This window comes from Microvirga sp. HS2 (assembly GCF_055792805.1).
Genome location: NZ_JBVVAJ010000005.1, coordinates 97,893 through 111,161, shown reverse-complemented (window position 1 = coordinate 111,161; position 13,269 = coordinate 97,893). Strand labels below are relative to the sequence as shown.

At 67.1% G+C, this 13,269-nt stretch carries 16 protein-coding genes; 6 read left to right on the top strand and 10 right to left on the bottom strand.

The annotated features are described in order from the left end of the window. Window positions 1-6: 6 nt before the first annotated feature. Window positions 7-831 (bottom strand): tryptophan 2,3-dioxygenase, encoded by an 825-nt coding sequence (gene kynA / locus ACS5Q0_RS06715; RefSeq protein WP_473125837.1) that lies wholly within the window; start codon window positions 829-831, stop codon window positions 7-9. 171 nt (window positions 832-1,002) lie between these two features. Here kynA and ACS5Q0_RS06710 point away from each other — a divergent pair, with 171 nt between their 5' ends. Continuing rightward, entirely contained in the window at window positions 1,003-1,245 is a 243-nt protein-coding gene (locus tag ACS5Q0_RS06710; protein ID WP_473125836.1) for a DUF3297 family protein, read from the top strand. 21 nt (window positions 1,246-1,266) lie between these two features. Here the strand turns inward: ACS5Q0_RS06710 and ACS5Q0_RS06705 are convergent, their stop codons facing one another. From ACS5Q0_RS06705 to ACS5Q0_RS06695, 3 genes are all read right to left on the bottom strand, one after another. Then, window positions 1,267-1,530 carry a hypothetical protein gene (locus ACS5Q0_RS06705; RefSeq protein WP_473125835.1) on the bottom strand — a complete coding sequence of 88 codons (264 nt, stop codon included), beginning with the start codon at window positions 1,528-1,530 and terminating at the stop codon, window positions 1,267-1,269. Window positions 1,531-1,984: 454 nt separating this feature from the next. Beyond that, complete coding sequence (locus ACS5Q0_RS06700) at window positions 1,985-2,767, bottom strand: VOC family protein (protein ID WP_473125834.1); 783 nt, start codon at window positions 2,765-2,767, stop codon at window positions 1,985-1,987. A gap of 10 nt (window positions 2,768-2,777) precedes the next feature. After that, complete coding sequence (locus ACS5Q0_RS06695) at window positions 2,778-3,128, bottom strand: DUF1428 domain-containing protein (RefSeq protein ID WP_473125833.1); 351 nt, start codon at window positions 3,126-3,128, stop codon at window positions 2,778-2,780. 65 nt (window positions 3,129-3,193) lie between these two features. Between ACS5Q0_RS06695 and ACS5Q0_RS06690 the strand changes: the two genes are divergently transcribed. From ACS5Q0_RS06690 to ACS5Q0_RS06680, 3 genes are all read left to right on the top strand, one after another. Then, window positions 3,194-3,667, top strand: a complete 474-nt coding sequence (locus ACS5Q0_RS06690; protein WP_473125832.1) for a MarR family winged helix-turn-helix transcriptional regulator — start codon at window positions 3,194-3,196, stop codon at window positions 3,665-3,667. Between the two features lie 262 nt (window positions 3,668-3,929). Continuing rightward, a complete protein-coding gene (locus ACS5Q0_RS06685) occupies window positions 3,930-4,235 on the top strand; it encodes a hypothetical protein (protein ID WP_473125831.1) in 306 nt (101 codons plus the stop codon). Further along, on the top strand, window positions 4,232-4,918 hold the full coding sequence (locus tag ACS5Q0_RS06680; RefSeq protein ID WP_473125830.1) for a hypothetical protein: 687 nt from the start codon (window positions 4,232-4,234) through the stop codon (window positions 4,916-4,918). The genes ACS5Q0_RS06685 and ACS5Q0_RS06680 overlap by 4 nt, the downstream gene beginning before the upstream one ends. A 5-nt stretch (window positions 4,919-4,923) precedes the next feature. Here ACS5Q0_RS06680 and ACS5Q0_RS06675 read toward each other — a convergent pair whose 3' ends face one another. Further along, a complete protein-coding gene (locus ACS5Q0_RS06675) occupies window positions 4,924-5,925 on the bottom strand; it encodes a threo-3-hydroxy-L-aspartate ammonia-lyase (protein WP_473125829.1) in 1,002 nt (333 codons plus the stop codon). 171 nt (window positions 5,926-6,096) lie between these two features. Here ACS5Q0_RS06675 and ACS5Q0_RS06670 point away from each other — a divergent pair, with 171 nt between their 5' ends. Both ACS5Q0_RS06670 and ACS5Q0_RS06665 read left to right on the top strand, forming a co-directional pair. Continuing rightward, on the top strand, window positions 6,097-7,113 hold the full coding sequence (locus ACS5Q0_RS06670; protein WP_473125828.1) for a hemerythrin domain-containing protein: 1,017 nt from the start codon (window positions 6,097-6,099) through the stop codon (window positions 7,111-7,113). A 160-nt stretch (window positions 7,114-7,273) separates the two neighbouring features. After that, window positions 7,274-8,206, top strand: a complete 933-nt coding sequence (locus tag ACS5Q0_RS06665) for a DUF5996 family protein (RefSeq protein ID WP_473125827.1) — start codon at window positions 7,274-7,276, stop codon at window positions 8,204-8,206. A 144-nt stretch (window positions 8,207-8,350) separates the two neighbouring features. Here the strand turns inward: ACS5Q0_RS06665 and ACS5Q0_RS06660 are convergent, their stop codons facing one another. The 5 genes from ACS5Q0_RS06660 to ACS5Q0_RS06640 form a co-directional block, all read right to left on the bottom strand. Beyond that, window positions 8,351-9,124 (bottom strand): ABC transporter permease, encoded by a 774-nt coding sequence (locus ACS5Q0_RS06660; RefSeq protein ID WP_473125826.1) that lies wholly within the window; start codon window positions 9,122-9,124, stop codon window positions 8,351-8,353. Then, on the bottom strand, window positions 9,121-9,927 hold the full coding sequence (locus tag ACS5Q0_RS06655) for an ABC transporter ATP-binding protein (RefSeq protein ID WP_473125825.1): 807 nt from the start codon (window positions 9,925-9,927) through the stop codon (window positions 9,121-9,123). The genes ACS5Q0_RS06660 and ACS5Q0_RS06655 overlap by 4 nt, the downstream gene beginning before the upstream one ends. After that, window positions 9,927-10,898 carry an ABC transporter substrate-binding protein gene (locus ACS5Q0_RS06650; RefSeq protein ID WP_473125824.1) on the bottom strand — a complete coding sequence of 324 codons (972 nt, stop codon included), beginning with the start codon at window positions 10,896-10,898 and terminating at the stop codon, window positions 9,927-9,929. The genes ACS5Q0_RS06655 and ACS5Q0_RS06650 overlap by 1 nt, the downstream gene beginning before the upstream one ends. Before the next feature lie 18 nt (window positions 10,899-10,916). Continuing rightward, on the bottom strand, window positions 10,917-11,174 hold the full coding sequence (locus ACS5Q0_RS06645) for a hypothetical protein (RefSeq protein ID WP_473125823.1): 258 nt from the start codon (window positions 11,172-11,174) through the stop codon (window positions 10,917-10,919). 102 nt (window positions 11,175-11,276) lie between these two features. Beyond that, window positions 11,277-13,187, bottom strand: coding sequence for an FUSC family protein (locus tag ACS5Q0_RS06640; RefSeq protein WP_473125822.1), 1,911 nt, complete (start codon window positions 13,185-13,187; stop codon window positions 11,277-11,279). Window positions 13,188-13,269: the final 82 nt, after the last annotated feature.

Genomic DNA, 13,269 nt, shown 5'->3' with positions numbered 1-13,269 from the left:
CGACGATCAGAGCTTGCCGCGCACGGACCAGAGTTCGGGGAAGAAATACTGCTCCAGCGCCTTGCGCAGATAGGCGACCCCGGTGCTGCCGCCTGTGCCGCGGCGCATGCCGATGATGCGCTCCACCGTCTTCATGTGCCGGAAGCGCCATTGCTGGAACGCGTCCTCGAGATCGACCAGCTCTTCGGCGAGTTCGTAGAGATCGAAATGCTCGCTCGAATGACGGTAGATGTCCTCCCACACGGCCTCGACACCCGGGTGCGCGGCATAGGGCTGCGTCACGTCCCGGTTCAGCACGTCGGCGGGCACGAGATAACCGCGCCGCGCCAGAAGGCGCAGCGCCTCGTCGTAGAGGCTCGGCGCGTGATAGGCGGCGTCGAGCTGCTCCGCGAGATCGCTGCGGTGCTTGTGCGGCGCCATCTTCACCGCGTCCTTCGCGCCGAGCTTGAATTCCACGAGGCGGTATTGCCACGACTGGAAGCCGGACGAGCGGCCGAGCGCGGGCCTGAAGCTGAGATAATCGGACGGCGTCATGGTGGAGAGCACCGTCCAGGCCTGGATGAGCTGCTCCTGGATCCGATTGATGCGCGCCGTGCATTTGAAGGCGGGCTGAAGCTCGTCGGCGCGCAGATGGGCGAGGGCCGTATCCAGCTCCCGGTTCAGGAGCTTGAGCCACAGCTCCATCACCTGGTGGATGGTGATGAACAGAAGCTCGTCATGCTCCGCCGTCAGGGGCCTCTGGGAGGAGAGAAGGGTGTCGAGCTGGAGATAATCCCCATAGCTCATGTTGTCCGCGAAATCCGTGTGAACGCCCTCTGTCCCGACCGACACGATGTCCTCCTCCGAAGCTGTACCGTCTGAGGTCTTGATAGTCTCAAGGTGCCGAAAGGGAAATAGAGCAGAGTGGAACAGTGTCACGGGACGGCGGTTCGAGAATTGGCATCCCGGCTGCGAGCGGTTAGGTTGCGGGCCGATTTTGACCCCGAACGGAGACCATCGCGCATGTCCGACACGCTTCCCGACCGTCTGTCCACGAACCCGAACAGTCCCTATTACAACGAGGAGCTGCTGGCCAAGGGCGTGGGGATCCGCTTCAACGGAGCGGAGAAGACCAACGTTGACGAATATTGCGTCAGCGAGGGCTGGGTCCGCGTGATCGCCGGCGCCGCCAAGGACCGCTTCGGCAATCCCATGACGATCAAGCTCAAGGGCAAGGTCGAGCCCTATCTGCAGAGCGAGGCCTGAAGCCGTCGTCCCGGCCGCATTTTAAGGATTGTTGCCGCCCGAGCCCGGCTGGGGCGGCGCCTTGCCCACCCGCGCCGGATCGGTGCCCTGAGGGACCCTCTCGGCGGGCTTCGCCTCGTCGGGCGCAAGGAGTTCGTGATTCACCGGCTCACGCGGCGGCGATCCGTCATGCGCGGGCGCGCCCGCAACCAGGGTGCCGCCCATGTAGGACGGCGGGTCGCTGGCCGGGAAGGAGAATTCCGACCCTGCATCGACGAGGTCGTCTTCCGTCTTTTTCGCTGTCACGGCCTGTCCTCATTCCACGCTGGTGTGTCTGAGGAGGCAATGTGGAGCGCTGCGGGATGTTCGGGCAGCGCGGCAAAAAAGCCGCTTCCCGTGTGATCCGCTCCGTCCTCCCGTCATGAGACCCTTCCGTCTCACACCGTCATGGCTTTCTCCCGTCATGCCCGCGCTCGTCGCGGGCATTCACGTCTCGACGGCTCCAAAGACGTGGATCCCCGGGACAAGCCCGGGGATGACGGCGGAGGACGTCAGAAAGCGGATCCTTGACCGTCATCGCCCCTCGCCATTGCCCTTCATCGTCATCCCCCGGACTTGATCCGGCCACCCACGTCTTGGGATCCGCTGCGCCTCAAAGACGTGGATCCCCGGCACAAGGCCGGGGGATGACGATGAGGGGTATCGTGGCGGGCCGCTGCACACGTCATGGCCGCATCCGTTGCGGCCGTGACGGTCGTGGTCATCCTCTCGCCGGGGCCTTCGGGCCGACGAGGCCGAACATGGCGCCCTGCGGATCGCTCGCGACGATGATGTGGACGCCGCCGGGAACCTCGGCGGGCCCATAATGGATCGTGCCGCCGTTGTCCGACACGGCCTGGGCCGCCGCATCGATGTCCATCACGCCGAAATAGAAGGTCCAGGCCGGGGGAGGGCCGCCCTCCATCCGGTTCATCACCGCGCCGATCCCTTGGCCCCGATGCTCGATGAACCGGTAATCGCCCATGGCGCCCATCGGCATCGCGTCACCCTTCTCCCAGGCGAACAGCCGCGTGTAGAAGTCGAGCGCGGCGTTCTGATCGGACGTGGCGAGCTCGTTCCAATGGCAATGGCCGGGTTGGCTCTGGTCGAACGACGTGCTCGTGCCCTCCATCGCGCCGCGCATCACGTAGAAGAGGGCGCCCTGGGGGTCGGCCAGCATCGCGAAACGCCCGACGCCCGGAATGTCGGTTGGCGGCACATGCTGCTCGCCACCGGCCTGCACGATGTCCGAGGCCGCCGCGTCGACATCGCGAACGCCGATATAGCCCAGCCAGCGCGGGCGCATGCCCGTCGTCTCGGCTGCCCGGATCGTCATGAAGCCGGCAATATCGACGCCGCCGATCCCGAAGATCCGGTAGTCCAGGTCCGATCCTTCCGCCCGGCGGTTCCGCCAGCCGACGACCGCGCCGTAGAAGCGGGCAGCCGCGTCGGCGTCCGTGGTCAGGAGTTCATACCAGACGAAATCGCCATGCTGATTGGCCATGGTGAGGCTCCTAGACGTCCAGGATCGGCACGAAGCCGCCGAAGATCATGCGCTTGCCGTCGAAAGGCATCTCGCCCATGGCCTGCATGCGAGGATCGGTCATCATCTTCTGCATGGCCGCGTCCCGAACCTCCTTCGAGGGATATTCGATCCAGCTGAACACCACGACCTCGTCAGCCGCGGCCTTCACGGCCATACGAAAATCGGTGAGCTTGCCCTCCGGCACGTCGTCGCCCCAGCACTCGACCATGCGCGTCGCGCCGAATTCCTTGAACAGCGGCGCGGCCTTCGCGGCGAAGGCGCGGTAGGCTTCCTTGTTGTCGGCCTTCACGGCCACGACGAATCCATCGACGTATTTCATCGTGCGTCTCCCTTGGTCCCTCTTTGTGTCTTGACAATTTGAGTTGATATCAACATAATCCGGCCATGTCAAACGCCCGCGATGTACCCTTCGAGACGACGATCCATGTGCGCGATGCCTGTCTCTGCCTTCACGCGCAGAGGGCCGCGCGAACGCTCTCGCGGCTGTTCGACGAGGCGTTCCAGCCCCTCGGCCTCACCTCCGGACAATTCTCACTGCTCAATGCCCTGAACCGCCCGAAACCGCCCGCCATCGGTCAGGTTGCGCATTTGCTGGCGATGGACCGGACGACGCTGACGGCGGCCCTGAAGCCGCTCGAGCGCGACGGCCTCGTGGCAATCACGGTCGACCCGGACGACCGCCGCAGCCGTCTTCTCCACCTGACCGGGAAGGGGCGGACGGTGCTGGCGTCCGCAGTGCCGGTCTGGCGCGATCTTCATGCGGCGATCGAAGCGCGCCTGTCGGACCTCGCGCCGGACGATCTGCGCGGTGCATTGAACGACCTCGCGCGATCCAAGCCGGTGAGGGACACGGCCTAGCGCCTTCGTCCCACGACGTGCACTTCTCTCGTCGGCCCGGCACTCCGCGTCATGCGCGCACGTGTTGCGGGCACCCACGTCTTTGACCCGGTGCGGCCCACGAAGACGTGGATGGCCGGACACGCCCGGCGACGGGGAATAAGGATGACGAGCAGAGGAGCGTCATTGTTATCCGCGACGCCGTGCGGTTCCGAAGACTGGACGCTAGGGCCATCTGCCCAAGCTTTAAGACAAGCTCGTCCTCGAGAAAGGCTTGTCCCGCATGGCTTCACGCTGGGCTCATAGGCGGAGCTGGACCGTTGCCGTGGTGGTGGCCTGTCTCGCTGGCCCGCAGGCGCTGGCCCATAGCTGGTACCCGGCCTGGTGCTGCAGCGATCGCGATTGCCGCGAGCTGATGCCCGCTCAGGGGGAGACCGTGACCGAAACCAAGGACGGCTATCGTCTCTGGGACGGTCGCCTCATCAGCCGGGACCAGGTCAAGCCGTCACCCGACGAGCATTTCCACATCTGCGAGGAGCCGGTCACCAGAGCGATCATCTGTTTCTTTGCACCGCAGGGGGAAACATGAGAAAGCTTCGCCACATCGCGGCCGGGTGCATCGTGCTGCTCGCGGCCTGGACCGAGCCGTCCTGGCCCCAGCCGCCGCCGGATCCCGATCTCGAAGCCGCGGACCCTCCGGGCTTGCCTTCCATCGGCAAGTGGATGCTCACCGCGCAGGGCATGCCGTCGGATTGGCTCGGGGAAATCTATCAGGGCAAGGTTCTGCGCGAGCCGATCAACGTCATCCTCATCGACGAGGCCGCCGTCAGCCGGGAGGATGCGACCGCGCGATTGCTCGCGGCGGCCACCGAGGCCGGGTATCCCGTCCGTCTCGGGCACTCCACCGGCTACCAGGCCATGATCGAGCGGAAGCCTTATGCGCAACTGCCGAAGGGCTGGGACGACGCCCTCTCCGACGACGTGTTCGAGCTCACCAACAATCACGGTCGGATCTTCGGCCCTTACGAGATGGAGCGGTTCTATCTCTTCACGGGCGCTTTCAGCCGCGAGCGGGTTGACCCGTTCCGCTGGCCCGGGCATCGCTTCGCGTCCTTCAACGAGGCGCGGGACGATTTCGCTCGACGGTTGGATCGCGGCACCACCTACAAGACGGCGGGTTCCGTTCCCCTCGACAACGCTCTTCGGGACCACCCGAGCGTGACGACGGGCGATCACGACGGCAGGGCGGTCGTTCTACGGATCGGCCGATAAGTTCCTCAGGCGTGCGCCCCGGCGAGGAAGCCCGCGAACGCCTTCGGATCCACGTTGCCGCCGCTGAGGATGATCCCGACGCGCTTGCCCTTGCAGGGCACGACGCCGTGGAGGGCCGCCGCCGCCGCGAGGCAGCCGGTGGGCTCCACCACGATCTTCATGCGTTCGGCGAAGAAGCGCATGGTGTCCACCAGCATCTCGTCGCTCACGGTCAGCATGTCGCTCACGAGGGCGCGCATGATCGGGAACGTCTTCTGGCCGACATACGTGGTCTGCGCGCCGTCGGCGATCGTGACGGGCACGGGAATGCGGACGATCGTGCCCGAGCGGAACGATTGCTGCGCATCGTTTCCGGCCTCCGGCTCCACGCCGTAGATCCGGCAGGCGGGGGAGAGCGCATGGGCGGCCAGAGCCGACCCCGCCAGCAGGCCGCCGCCGCCGACGCAGACGAGCAGCATGTCGAGGGGGCCTACCTCCTCGAAGAGTTCCTTGGCGGCGGTGCCCTGGCCTGCGATCACGTCCTCGTGGTCGTAGGGCGGGATGAGCGTGAGGCCGCGCTCGGCGGAGAGCCTGCGGCCGATCTCCTCCCGGTCCTCGGTGTAGCGGTCGTAGAGCACCACCTCGCCGCCATAGCCCTGCGTGGCGGCGACCTTCATGGCGGGCGCATCCTTGGGCATGATGATCACGGTCGGCACGTTCTGGAGCTGGCCTGCATAGGCGATGGCCTGGGCGTGATTGCCCGAGGAGAAGGCCACCACGCCGCGCGTCTTCGCGTCCTCCGGCAGCCGCGCGATGGCGTTGTAGGCCCCGCGGAACTTGAAGGCGCCGCCCCGCTGCAGGTTCTCCGCCTTGAAGAAGAGCTTGGCTCCGGTGCGCTCGTCGGCGGTCCGGGAGGTGAGCACCGGCGTCCGGTGGGCCACGCCCGCGATGCGCCACGCCGCCGTGATCACGTCGTCATAGGTCGGCAAGGGCGAGGAGGGGCGGGTCTGCTGGATGGAGGCGTTCATGATCCGGTCGCTGCTGCGAAAAACGGATCCTTCCATACCAATCGCGGCATGCGCTTGTCACGCGCCATGCCCAACTCTTTTGGAATTAGGCTTCTTGCCTGGCTTCCGTATCGGAACAGCACCCGTTTCAAGCCGTTCTCCGGTGAACCCCATCTCGAGAGGAGGCGCGCCATGGACCTGTGGCGGATGATCTTGTCGGAACATGCGAATATCGAGGAGCTCTGCCAGGAGGTGCTGGAGGCTACTCCTCACGGTCCCAACAGCCGCGCGGAACTGTTCGCCGATCTCGAAGACGAGCTGGACCGCCATATCGCGGCCAAGCAGAACGTGATCTATCCCGCGCTCGCCGAGGACGGCCGCACGGAAACCTACCTTCACGAGCTCGACGACGAGCATCGCGACATCCAGCGCAGACTGGACGCGCTCTCCGCCCAGTCCGACAAGAACAGCCGGCAATGGGCGCTCGATTTCAAGGAGCTGGTCGGCGTGATCCGCCATGCCTTCAGCCTGGAGGAGAACGGCGCCCTGGTCGCGGCGCACGGCATCTTCTCCCGTCAGGAGGCGGATTCCCTGCGGCGCGCCTATGAGCGCGAGAAGATCGCGTCCTACGAGGCGTCCCGCTGGCACATGCCGAGCGCGATGATGCCGAGCCGCTACGGCATGCCCACGGGGATCACCTTCGGCGTCCTGGCCGGGGCGCTCGCCATCGGCGGCGCGGCCCTGGCCTGGAGCATGTCGCGGAACGGGCAGACGCGCGCGAACCGCCCCTTGCGTCCCGCCCCGCGCCGCCCGCAGCCGCCGTTCCCCCTCGACGCCGGCGTGGTCGACCGTTCCTTGAGCCGCCGCGGCATGGAAGGCCGGGCGTCCTCCGGCTCCACGGGCATGGCCGGGAGCAGAGGCCCTGCCCAGCAAGGAATGGGCGCTTCCCGCCCGACCGGCTCCGCCGGATCCACGACGGGAGGAATGGACCGGCCCACATCCGGCGAGACGGCCGCGACCGGTTCGGGCGCGGGATCGGACGAGCAATGGTTCTCGTCGGCCAACCCGCCCCAGGCACCTTCGGGCCTCTCGACGCCCCTGCAGCCGGGGGGAACGGTGCCGGGCGGCAGCCCCGCCGCGTCGGTGGGCTCGGTGGGAACCGGAGGCGGCTCGACGGAGAACCGCGATACCGGCACCATGAAGAAGTGAGGGGCGGTAAGCATCGCCCGTGAACGGCAGCACATCAAAGACGTGGATCCCCGGCGCAAGGCCGGGGATGACGGCGGAGAGTATCGGGGCCGCGCCGTCCCATGACAGCCGCAAAGCCTGATCTATATTGAGCCCCGGAGCCGTTTGCGGGAGAAGCCTCATGGACGACGTCTGGCCGGAACTGTCCTACCCGCAATGGAGCGACACGGCCGCGACCCTGCAGCTCTGGACCCAGATCGTTGGTAAGATCCGGCTGTCCCTGACCCCCTGGCTCAACCACGGCTGGCACGTGCCGCTCTATGTGAGCGCGCGCGGGCTCACCACGTCGCCGATGCCCGCGGGATACGAAATCGTGGAGATCGAGTTCGATTTCTTCGCGCACCGGCTGCTCGTGCGCACGAGCCGCGGGGACGACGGCATCATGTCGCTGGAGCCGCGCAGCGTCGCGGATTTCCACGAGGAGCTTCTCGACCTCATGCGCGGCCTCGGCGTGCATGTGGCGATCAACGACAGGCCCAACGAGGTGCCCGATCCCATCCGCTTTTCGGAGGATCAGGTTCACGCCAGCTACGATGCGGATGCGGCCTACCGGTTCTGGCGCGTGCTCGTGCAGGCGGACCGCATCTTCAAGCTCTTCCGCAGCTCGTTCCTCGGCAAGGCCTCGCCCTCGCATTTCTTCTGGGGCAGCTTCGATCTCGCCGTCACGCGCTTCTCGGGGCGCAAGGCGCCGCCCCATCCCGGCGGCGTACCGGGATTGCCGGACGCGGTGACGCGCGAAGCCTATTCCGACGAGGTGAGCAGCGCGGGCTTCTGGCCGGGGAACGATGCCTATCCGAAGGCCGCGTTCTACTCCTACGCCTATCCGGAGCCGCCGGGCTTCCGCGACGCGAAGGTGACAGCAGGCGCCTTCTTCGATCAGACCTTGAGCGAATTCATCCTGCCTTACGACACGTTGCGCACATCGGCGGATCCCGATGCGATGCTGCTTGATTTCCTCTCGACCACCTACGCCGCCGCCGCGGACGCAGCCGGCTGGGACCGCAAGAGACTGGAATGCGAGATTGGCGTTCCGAAGCGGGTGAGGGCGGTCTAGCGGATCGGGCGTGAATTGCATCCTTCTCGTCATGGCCGGGCTCGTCCCGGCCATCCACGTCTTCGGAACCGTTGAGCCACCAAGGCGTGGGTACCCGGCACAAGGCCGGACATGACGGTGCAGGGTGAAGGCGCGCCACAGGCCTCACGCTTCCTTCACGTTCGTGCCCCAGCGCCGGTGCAGGAAGCGCTCCCAGGGCGAGAACAGCAGGCGGTCGACGAGCAGGCCGATCACCACGATCACGATCATGATGCCGATCACCTGATCCATGGCGTTGAGCTCGCGGCCGTAATGGAGCAGGTGGCCGAGGCCGAACCCGGTGAGGATCGTGACGTAGATCTCCGCCGCCATCAGCGAGCGCCATGCGAAGGCCCAGCCCTGTTTCATGCCGCTGACGAGGAACGGCAGCGAGGCGGGCAGAATCACCCGGGTCCATGTGTGAAACCCTTCCGAGCCCATGGTGCGCGCGGCGCGGGCGTAGATCGGCGGGATGTTGCGCGCGCCGTGATCGGTGGCGATGATCACGGACCACACCGTGCCCATGATCACGACGAACAGCATCGCGCCCTCCGTCTGCCCGAACCAGATGAGGGCGAGCGGCACCCAGCACACGCTCGGCAGCGTCTGGAAGCCGAGCGCCAGCGCGCCGAGGGTGTCCTCCAGAAATTGCGACGTGCTGGTGAGAAGCCCGAGCGGCAGGCCGATGAGCACGCCGGCGGCATAGCCGACGAGCAGGCGCTTCAGCGTCACCCAGGTGGATTCGACGAGCGTGCCGTCGAGAAGCGCGTACCAGATGTATTCCGCGACGGCGGCGGGCGAGGGCAGCAGCACCACGGACCAGCGCCCGCTACGCACCGCGAGATCCCACAGGGCGATCAGGCCCGCGAAGAAGAGAAAGGCGACGGCCGCGCGCTTCATTCGTATGCCGCTCCGTTCGTGACGCCTTTGAGCGCGGCCGCGATCTTCGAGGTATAGGCGGCGAGCTCGGGGCTGTTGATGTCGCGCAGGCGCGGCAGGGGAATGTCGAAGACCTGCTGGATGCGTCCCGGCGACGGCGACATGAGCACGATGCGGTCGCCCAGGCACACGGCCTCGCGCACGTTGTGCGTGACGAAGACGATGGTCTTGCGGCTTTCCATCCAGATGCGCTGGATGTCGTCGTAGAGCTGATCGCGCGTCATCGCGTCGAGCGCCGCGAAAGGCTCGTCCATCAGCAGCACCTGCGGATCGGGCGCGAGCGCACGGGCGAGCGCCACGCGCTGCTTCATGCCGCCGGACAATTCGTGGATCTGCGCATGCTTGAACTTCGAGAGGCCCACGAGATCCAGGTACTCGTTCGCGATGCGGCGGCGCTCGGCATTGGTGAGTTCGGGCTTGAGCTTGAGGCCGAACATCACGTTGCCGAAGGCGTCGAGCCAGGGAAACAGCGCCGATTCCTGAAACATCACGAGACGTTCCTGCCCTGGGCCCTCGACGGGCTTGCCGTCCGCGAGCACGCGGCCCCGGTCGGGTCTGGTGAGGCCCGCGATGATGTCGAGCAGGGTGGACTTTCCGCAGCCCGACGGGCCGAGCAGGCAGACGAACTCGCCCTCGGCCACCGTGAGTGAGACGTCGTCCAGCGCCTGCACGATGTTGCGCTTGGGCGTGAACCATTTCGATACGCCCTCGATCACGAGTTTCGCGGGGCGTATTCCGGACGAGGTGTGAGGGGAGGCCTCCATCAAGGCTCCTCGATCAGGCGGCCGAGATCGGGCGTGCCGCGCAGGAAGCCCACGGCCTGCGCGTCTGAGACGAAGGACTGGAAGGCCGACAGCGTCACGTCGGGCGTGATCTGCATGCGCGTCCAGGCGCGGGCCACGAGTTCCGGCGGCATGTCGATCCTGAACGAAACCTGCAGCTCCTCGCGCGCCAGGCGCTGCGCCTCGTCCGGGTTCTGCCGGATCCAGTCGGTGAGCGCGCGATGCGCCGCCAGGAAGCGCCGGGCGAGATCGCGGTTCTTGGCGAGGAAATCCGCGCTCGACACGAGCACGGTGGTGATGGCGTCCTTCTCCTCCACGAGCACCTTGCCGCCCGCCTCGGTTTCGAGGCGCGACACCCACGGCTCGACTGTCCACACCGCATCGAGCTGCTTGTTCCTGAAAAGGGAGAGCTGGTCGGGATTGCTGGTGGGCACGACCTGCGCGTCGCCGCCCGTCTGCGTGATGCGCAGGCCGCCCGCCACGAGCCAGGCGCGGGCCGCCACGTCCTGCGTGTTGCCGAATTGCGGCGTCGCGATGCGCTTGCCCTTGAAGTCGGCGGGTTTCGTCAGCGCGGAATCCCCCTGCACCACGAGGGCCGCGCCGCCGTTCACCGCGCCCGCGATCACGCGCACCTCGCTCCCGCGGGAGCGCGCATAGGCGTTCAGCGCCGGGTTCGGCCCCACATAGGTGAGATCGAGCGACTTGGCGAAGATCGCTTCCATGGCGCTCGGTCCCGCATTGTAGGCGTACCACTCGATCTTGATTCCGGGCCCCAGCCGGTCCGCGAACCAGTTCCGGCCCTGCCGCTCCATGGCCCGGGCGACGAGGGCCTGCACATGGGTGATGTTGGGAAAATGCCCGACCCGAACGGCCATCGTCCCCTGCGCGTAGCTGGGGGATTGCGCCACAAGCCAGGATGCCACGACTAGACCGACCAGCCATCCGCGCCGCATCGCACCGGACCTCCGCCACTATAGGAGGCTAAGCGATCCGTCGATGAGGTCAATGGAGGGGGAGGCGACGCGATGTCCGTTCACGATCCCGCTTGTTCCGTCATGGCCCTCTCTGGTCATGGCCGTCCCCGGACTTGATCCGGGGATCAGGCCCGGCCATCCCGATCGGACAAGCACAGCGCCCCAGATGATCGAGATCACCGGCCCAAGGCCGGTGATGACGGGGAGAATGTCGAGCTGCCCCTCCTTCGTCATGCCCGCGCTCGTCGCGGGCATCCACGTCTTGATGGCTCGACGGTTCCGAAGACGTGGGTCCCCGGGACGAGCCCGGGGATGACGGGGAGAGGAGGCGCAGCCGGTCGCCGGCGATTGCAGGGATCAGGCGGAACCGCTGCCGCCTGCCTGCGCCAGGAGCAGGCGGCTCGCCCTCAAGGCGTTGGCGATGTCGAGAAGGATGTCGGCCGCTTCCGGATCGGCGAGCGTGCGGGCATGGCTCTCCAGGCGGTCGGCCGTGCCGCCCGGCTTCTCCAGCATCGTCTTCAGACCCGCGAGGGCTTCCTCCAGCACCCGGCGGGTCGCCCTGTCGCCCGTCGGCTCCGCGAGGTGTCGTCGGAGCTGGCCGATCGCCTCTCCCAGGTTGAGGGCGGCGAGCAGGCTCCAGCCCGGACGGGTGCCGAGATGGGCGCTCTTCTCGATGTGCAGGCTCAGGCGCAGGACGGGCCGGCGGAGAGCCGCCGCCGTGTCGGTCCCCTGCAGGATGCGCATGAGATCCGCCCCGATGGCGCGGGCGGCCCGAAGGGCGCGCCGTTCGCCCGGGGGCGGCAGCAGCATGAAGCCCGAGGTCACCACGCTGACGCTCAGAAGCAGCGCCGCCGCCTCGTTGAAGATCACGACCAGGTCCGTCACCGCCGGAAGCACGGCCTGGCTCGCCAGCATGAAGCACATATTGGCGTCGAGCGCGGGGCCTGCGGTTTTCCGGCTCGCTCTCGCCAGCCCGCCGAGCAGCATGAACGGAGCGACCGAGAGAACGAGCTGCGGCACGGTCGTGACGAAGGGCTGGATCGTCAGGCGGTAGAGGAGGGCGGCGGCGACGCCGAGCAGGACGCCCCTGAGCATGACCGGCGCGATGGCCTTGGGGTTCGGCAGCGATCCGAGCACCATCGAGAAGATGCAGATGCCGAGCGCGGCGAGCTCGCCCATGGGCCAGCCGGAGGCGTAGCCCAGGGCTCCGGCCGCGAAGGTCGCCGCGCCCGTGAACAGGCCGGTTTCCAGGGCGATCCGCCCATCCCTGTGCGGCGCGAGATAGGTCGCCTTGCGGCCGAAGGATCGGGCGTCGGCGCTGCCCGGTTCCGCATCGAAGGCGCGATCCGCCAGGACCACCCGGTCGAGCGCGTCGAGCACGGACGCGTCCGCCCGTCCGATCGCGGCGAGCAGCGTCTCCCGCTCCAGCCGGTTCTCCGGCGCGATGGCGAGGAGGCGCTTGGCGAGGCCGCGCGCCTCCTCCTCGTCGGGCGCCTCGGGCCGAACGCCCCTGCGGTTCAGCCGCACGCCGAGCTTGCGCCCGGCCGCCATGAGAGCCAGCGCGGCGACGATGAGCGCGTCCACATGGTGCAGCCGGCGATAACCTTCGAGAGAGCCAGCGGCCACGAGGCTCGCATTGGCCTGCAGGTCGGCCATCTCCAGCAAGATCGCGCGCTCGCGCGCATCCTCCTCGTCGATGGAGAAGGACAGCGTAAGGGCGATGGCATCCCGCGCGAGGCTGCGGACGCGCGCATAGAAATCGCGCCGCGAGGCGCTCGGCGTCCAGAACCCGGTGACGAGCGTCACCACCACGACGCCGATGAGCGTGCATTCCACCCGCGCCATCGCGACATCGACAGCATGTTCCGGACGCAGAATGGACGGCAGGACCACGACCGCCGCCGTCATGCCGGACATGAGCGCGCCATAGCCGTGCACGCCGCGCAGCAGATGCACGAGCGCCGCGTTCGCCGCCACCCAGAGCCCGAGAACGGCGAAGGACGCATAGGGGGTGAGCCCGAGCCGCAGGATGCCGAAACCGGCGGCGGCGCCCAGCAGGGTTCCGCCGATGCGGAAGACCCCGCGCTCGATCAGAAGGCCCTTGGCCGATTGCGACACCACCCAGATCGGCATCGCGGCCCAGAACGCGTTTCCCACATGCAGGAGAGATGCGATGGCATAAGCGAGCCACGCGGCGAGCGCCAGGCGCAGCCCGTGCGCCAGGGCAGCGCGATCCAGGCCGAGACGCTGTCCGAGAGAGGAAATCATGAAGTGAACTTTATCGGTATAAGCAATGCACTCCGTTTCGGAGCATATCCCTCGCGTTCATTCAAGCTCTGTTCAGGTACAG

Excerpts from the sequence above, each read along its gene's own strand:
- ACS5Q0_RS06710 (WP_473125836.1), top strand. The coding sequence starts at position 1,003 with ATGTCCGACACGCTTCCCGACCGTCTGTCCACGAACCCGAACAGTCCC.
- ACS5Q0_RS06700 (WP_473125834.1), bottom strand. The coding sequence starts at position 2,767 with ATGGCCAATCAGCATGGCGATTTCGTCTGGTATGAACTCCTGACCACG.
- ACS5Q0_RS06695 (WP_473125833.1), bottom strand. The coding sequence starts at position 3,128 with ATGAAATACGTCGATGGATTCGTCGTGGCCGTGAAGGCCGACAACAAG.
- ACS5Q0_RS06690 (WP_473125832.1), top strand. The coding sequence starts at position 3,194 with ATGTCAAACGCCCGCGATGTACCCTTCGAGACGACGATCCATGTGCGC.
- ACS5Q0_RS06685 (WP_473125831.1), top strand. The coding sequence starts at position 3,930 with ATGGCTTCACGCTGGGCTCATAGGCGGAGCTGGACCGTTGCCGTGGTG.
- ACS5Q0_RS06680 (WP_473125830.1), top strand. The coding sequence starts at position 4,232 with ATGAGAAAGCTTCGCCACATCGCGGCCGGGTGCATCGTGCTGCTCGCG.
- ACS5Q0_RS06675 (WP_473125829.1), bottom strand. The coding sequence starts at position 5,925 with ATGAACGCCTCCATCCAGCAGACCCGCCCCTCCTCGCCCTTGCCGACC.
- ACS5Q0_RS06670 (WP_473125828.1), top strand. The coding sequence starts at position 6,097 with ATGGACCTGTGGCGGATGATCTTGTCGGAACATGCGAATATCGAGGAG.
- ACS5Q0_RS06665 (WP_473125827.1), top strand. The coding sequence starts at position 7,274 with ATGGACGACGTCTGGCCGGAACTGTCCTACCCGCAATGGAGCGACACG.
- ACS5Q0_RS06660 (WP_473125826.1), bottom strand. The coding sequence starts at position 9,124 with ATGAAGCGCGCGGCCGTCGCCTTTCTCTTCTTCGCGGGCCTGATCGCC.
- ACS5Q0_RS06655 (WP_473125825.1), bottom strand. The coding sequence starts at position 9,927 with ATGGAGGCCTCCCCTCACACCTCGTCCGGAATACGCCCCGCGAAACTC.
- ACS5Q0_RS06650 (WP_473125824.1), bottom strand. The coding sequence starts at position 10,898 with ATGCGGCGCGGATGGCTGGTCGGTCTAGTCGTGGCATCCTGGCTTGTG.
- ACS5Q0_RS06645 (WP_473125823.1), bottom strand. The coding sequence starts at position 11,174 with ATGCCCGCGACGAGCGCGGGCATGACGAAGGAGGGGCAGCTCGACATT.
- ACS5Q0_RS06640 (WP_473125822.1), bottom strand. The coding sequence starts at position 13,187 with ATGATTTCCTCTCTCGGACAGCGTCTCGGCCTGGATCGCGCTGCCCTG.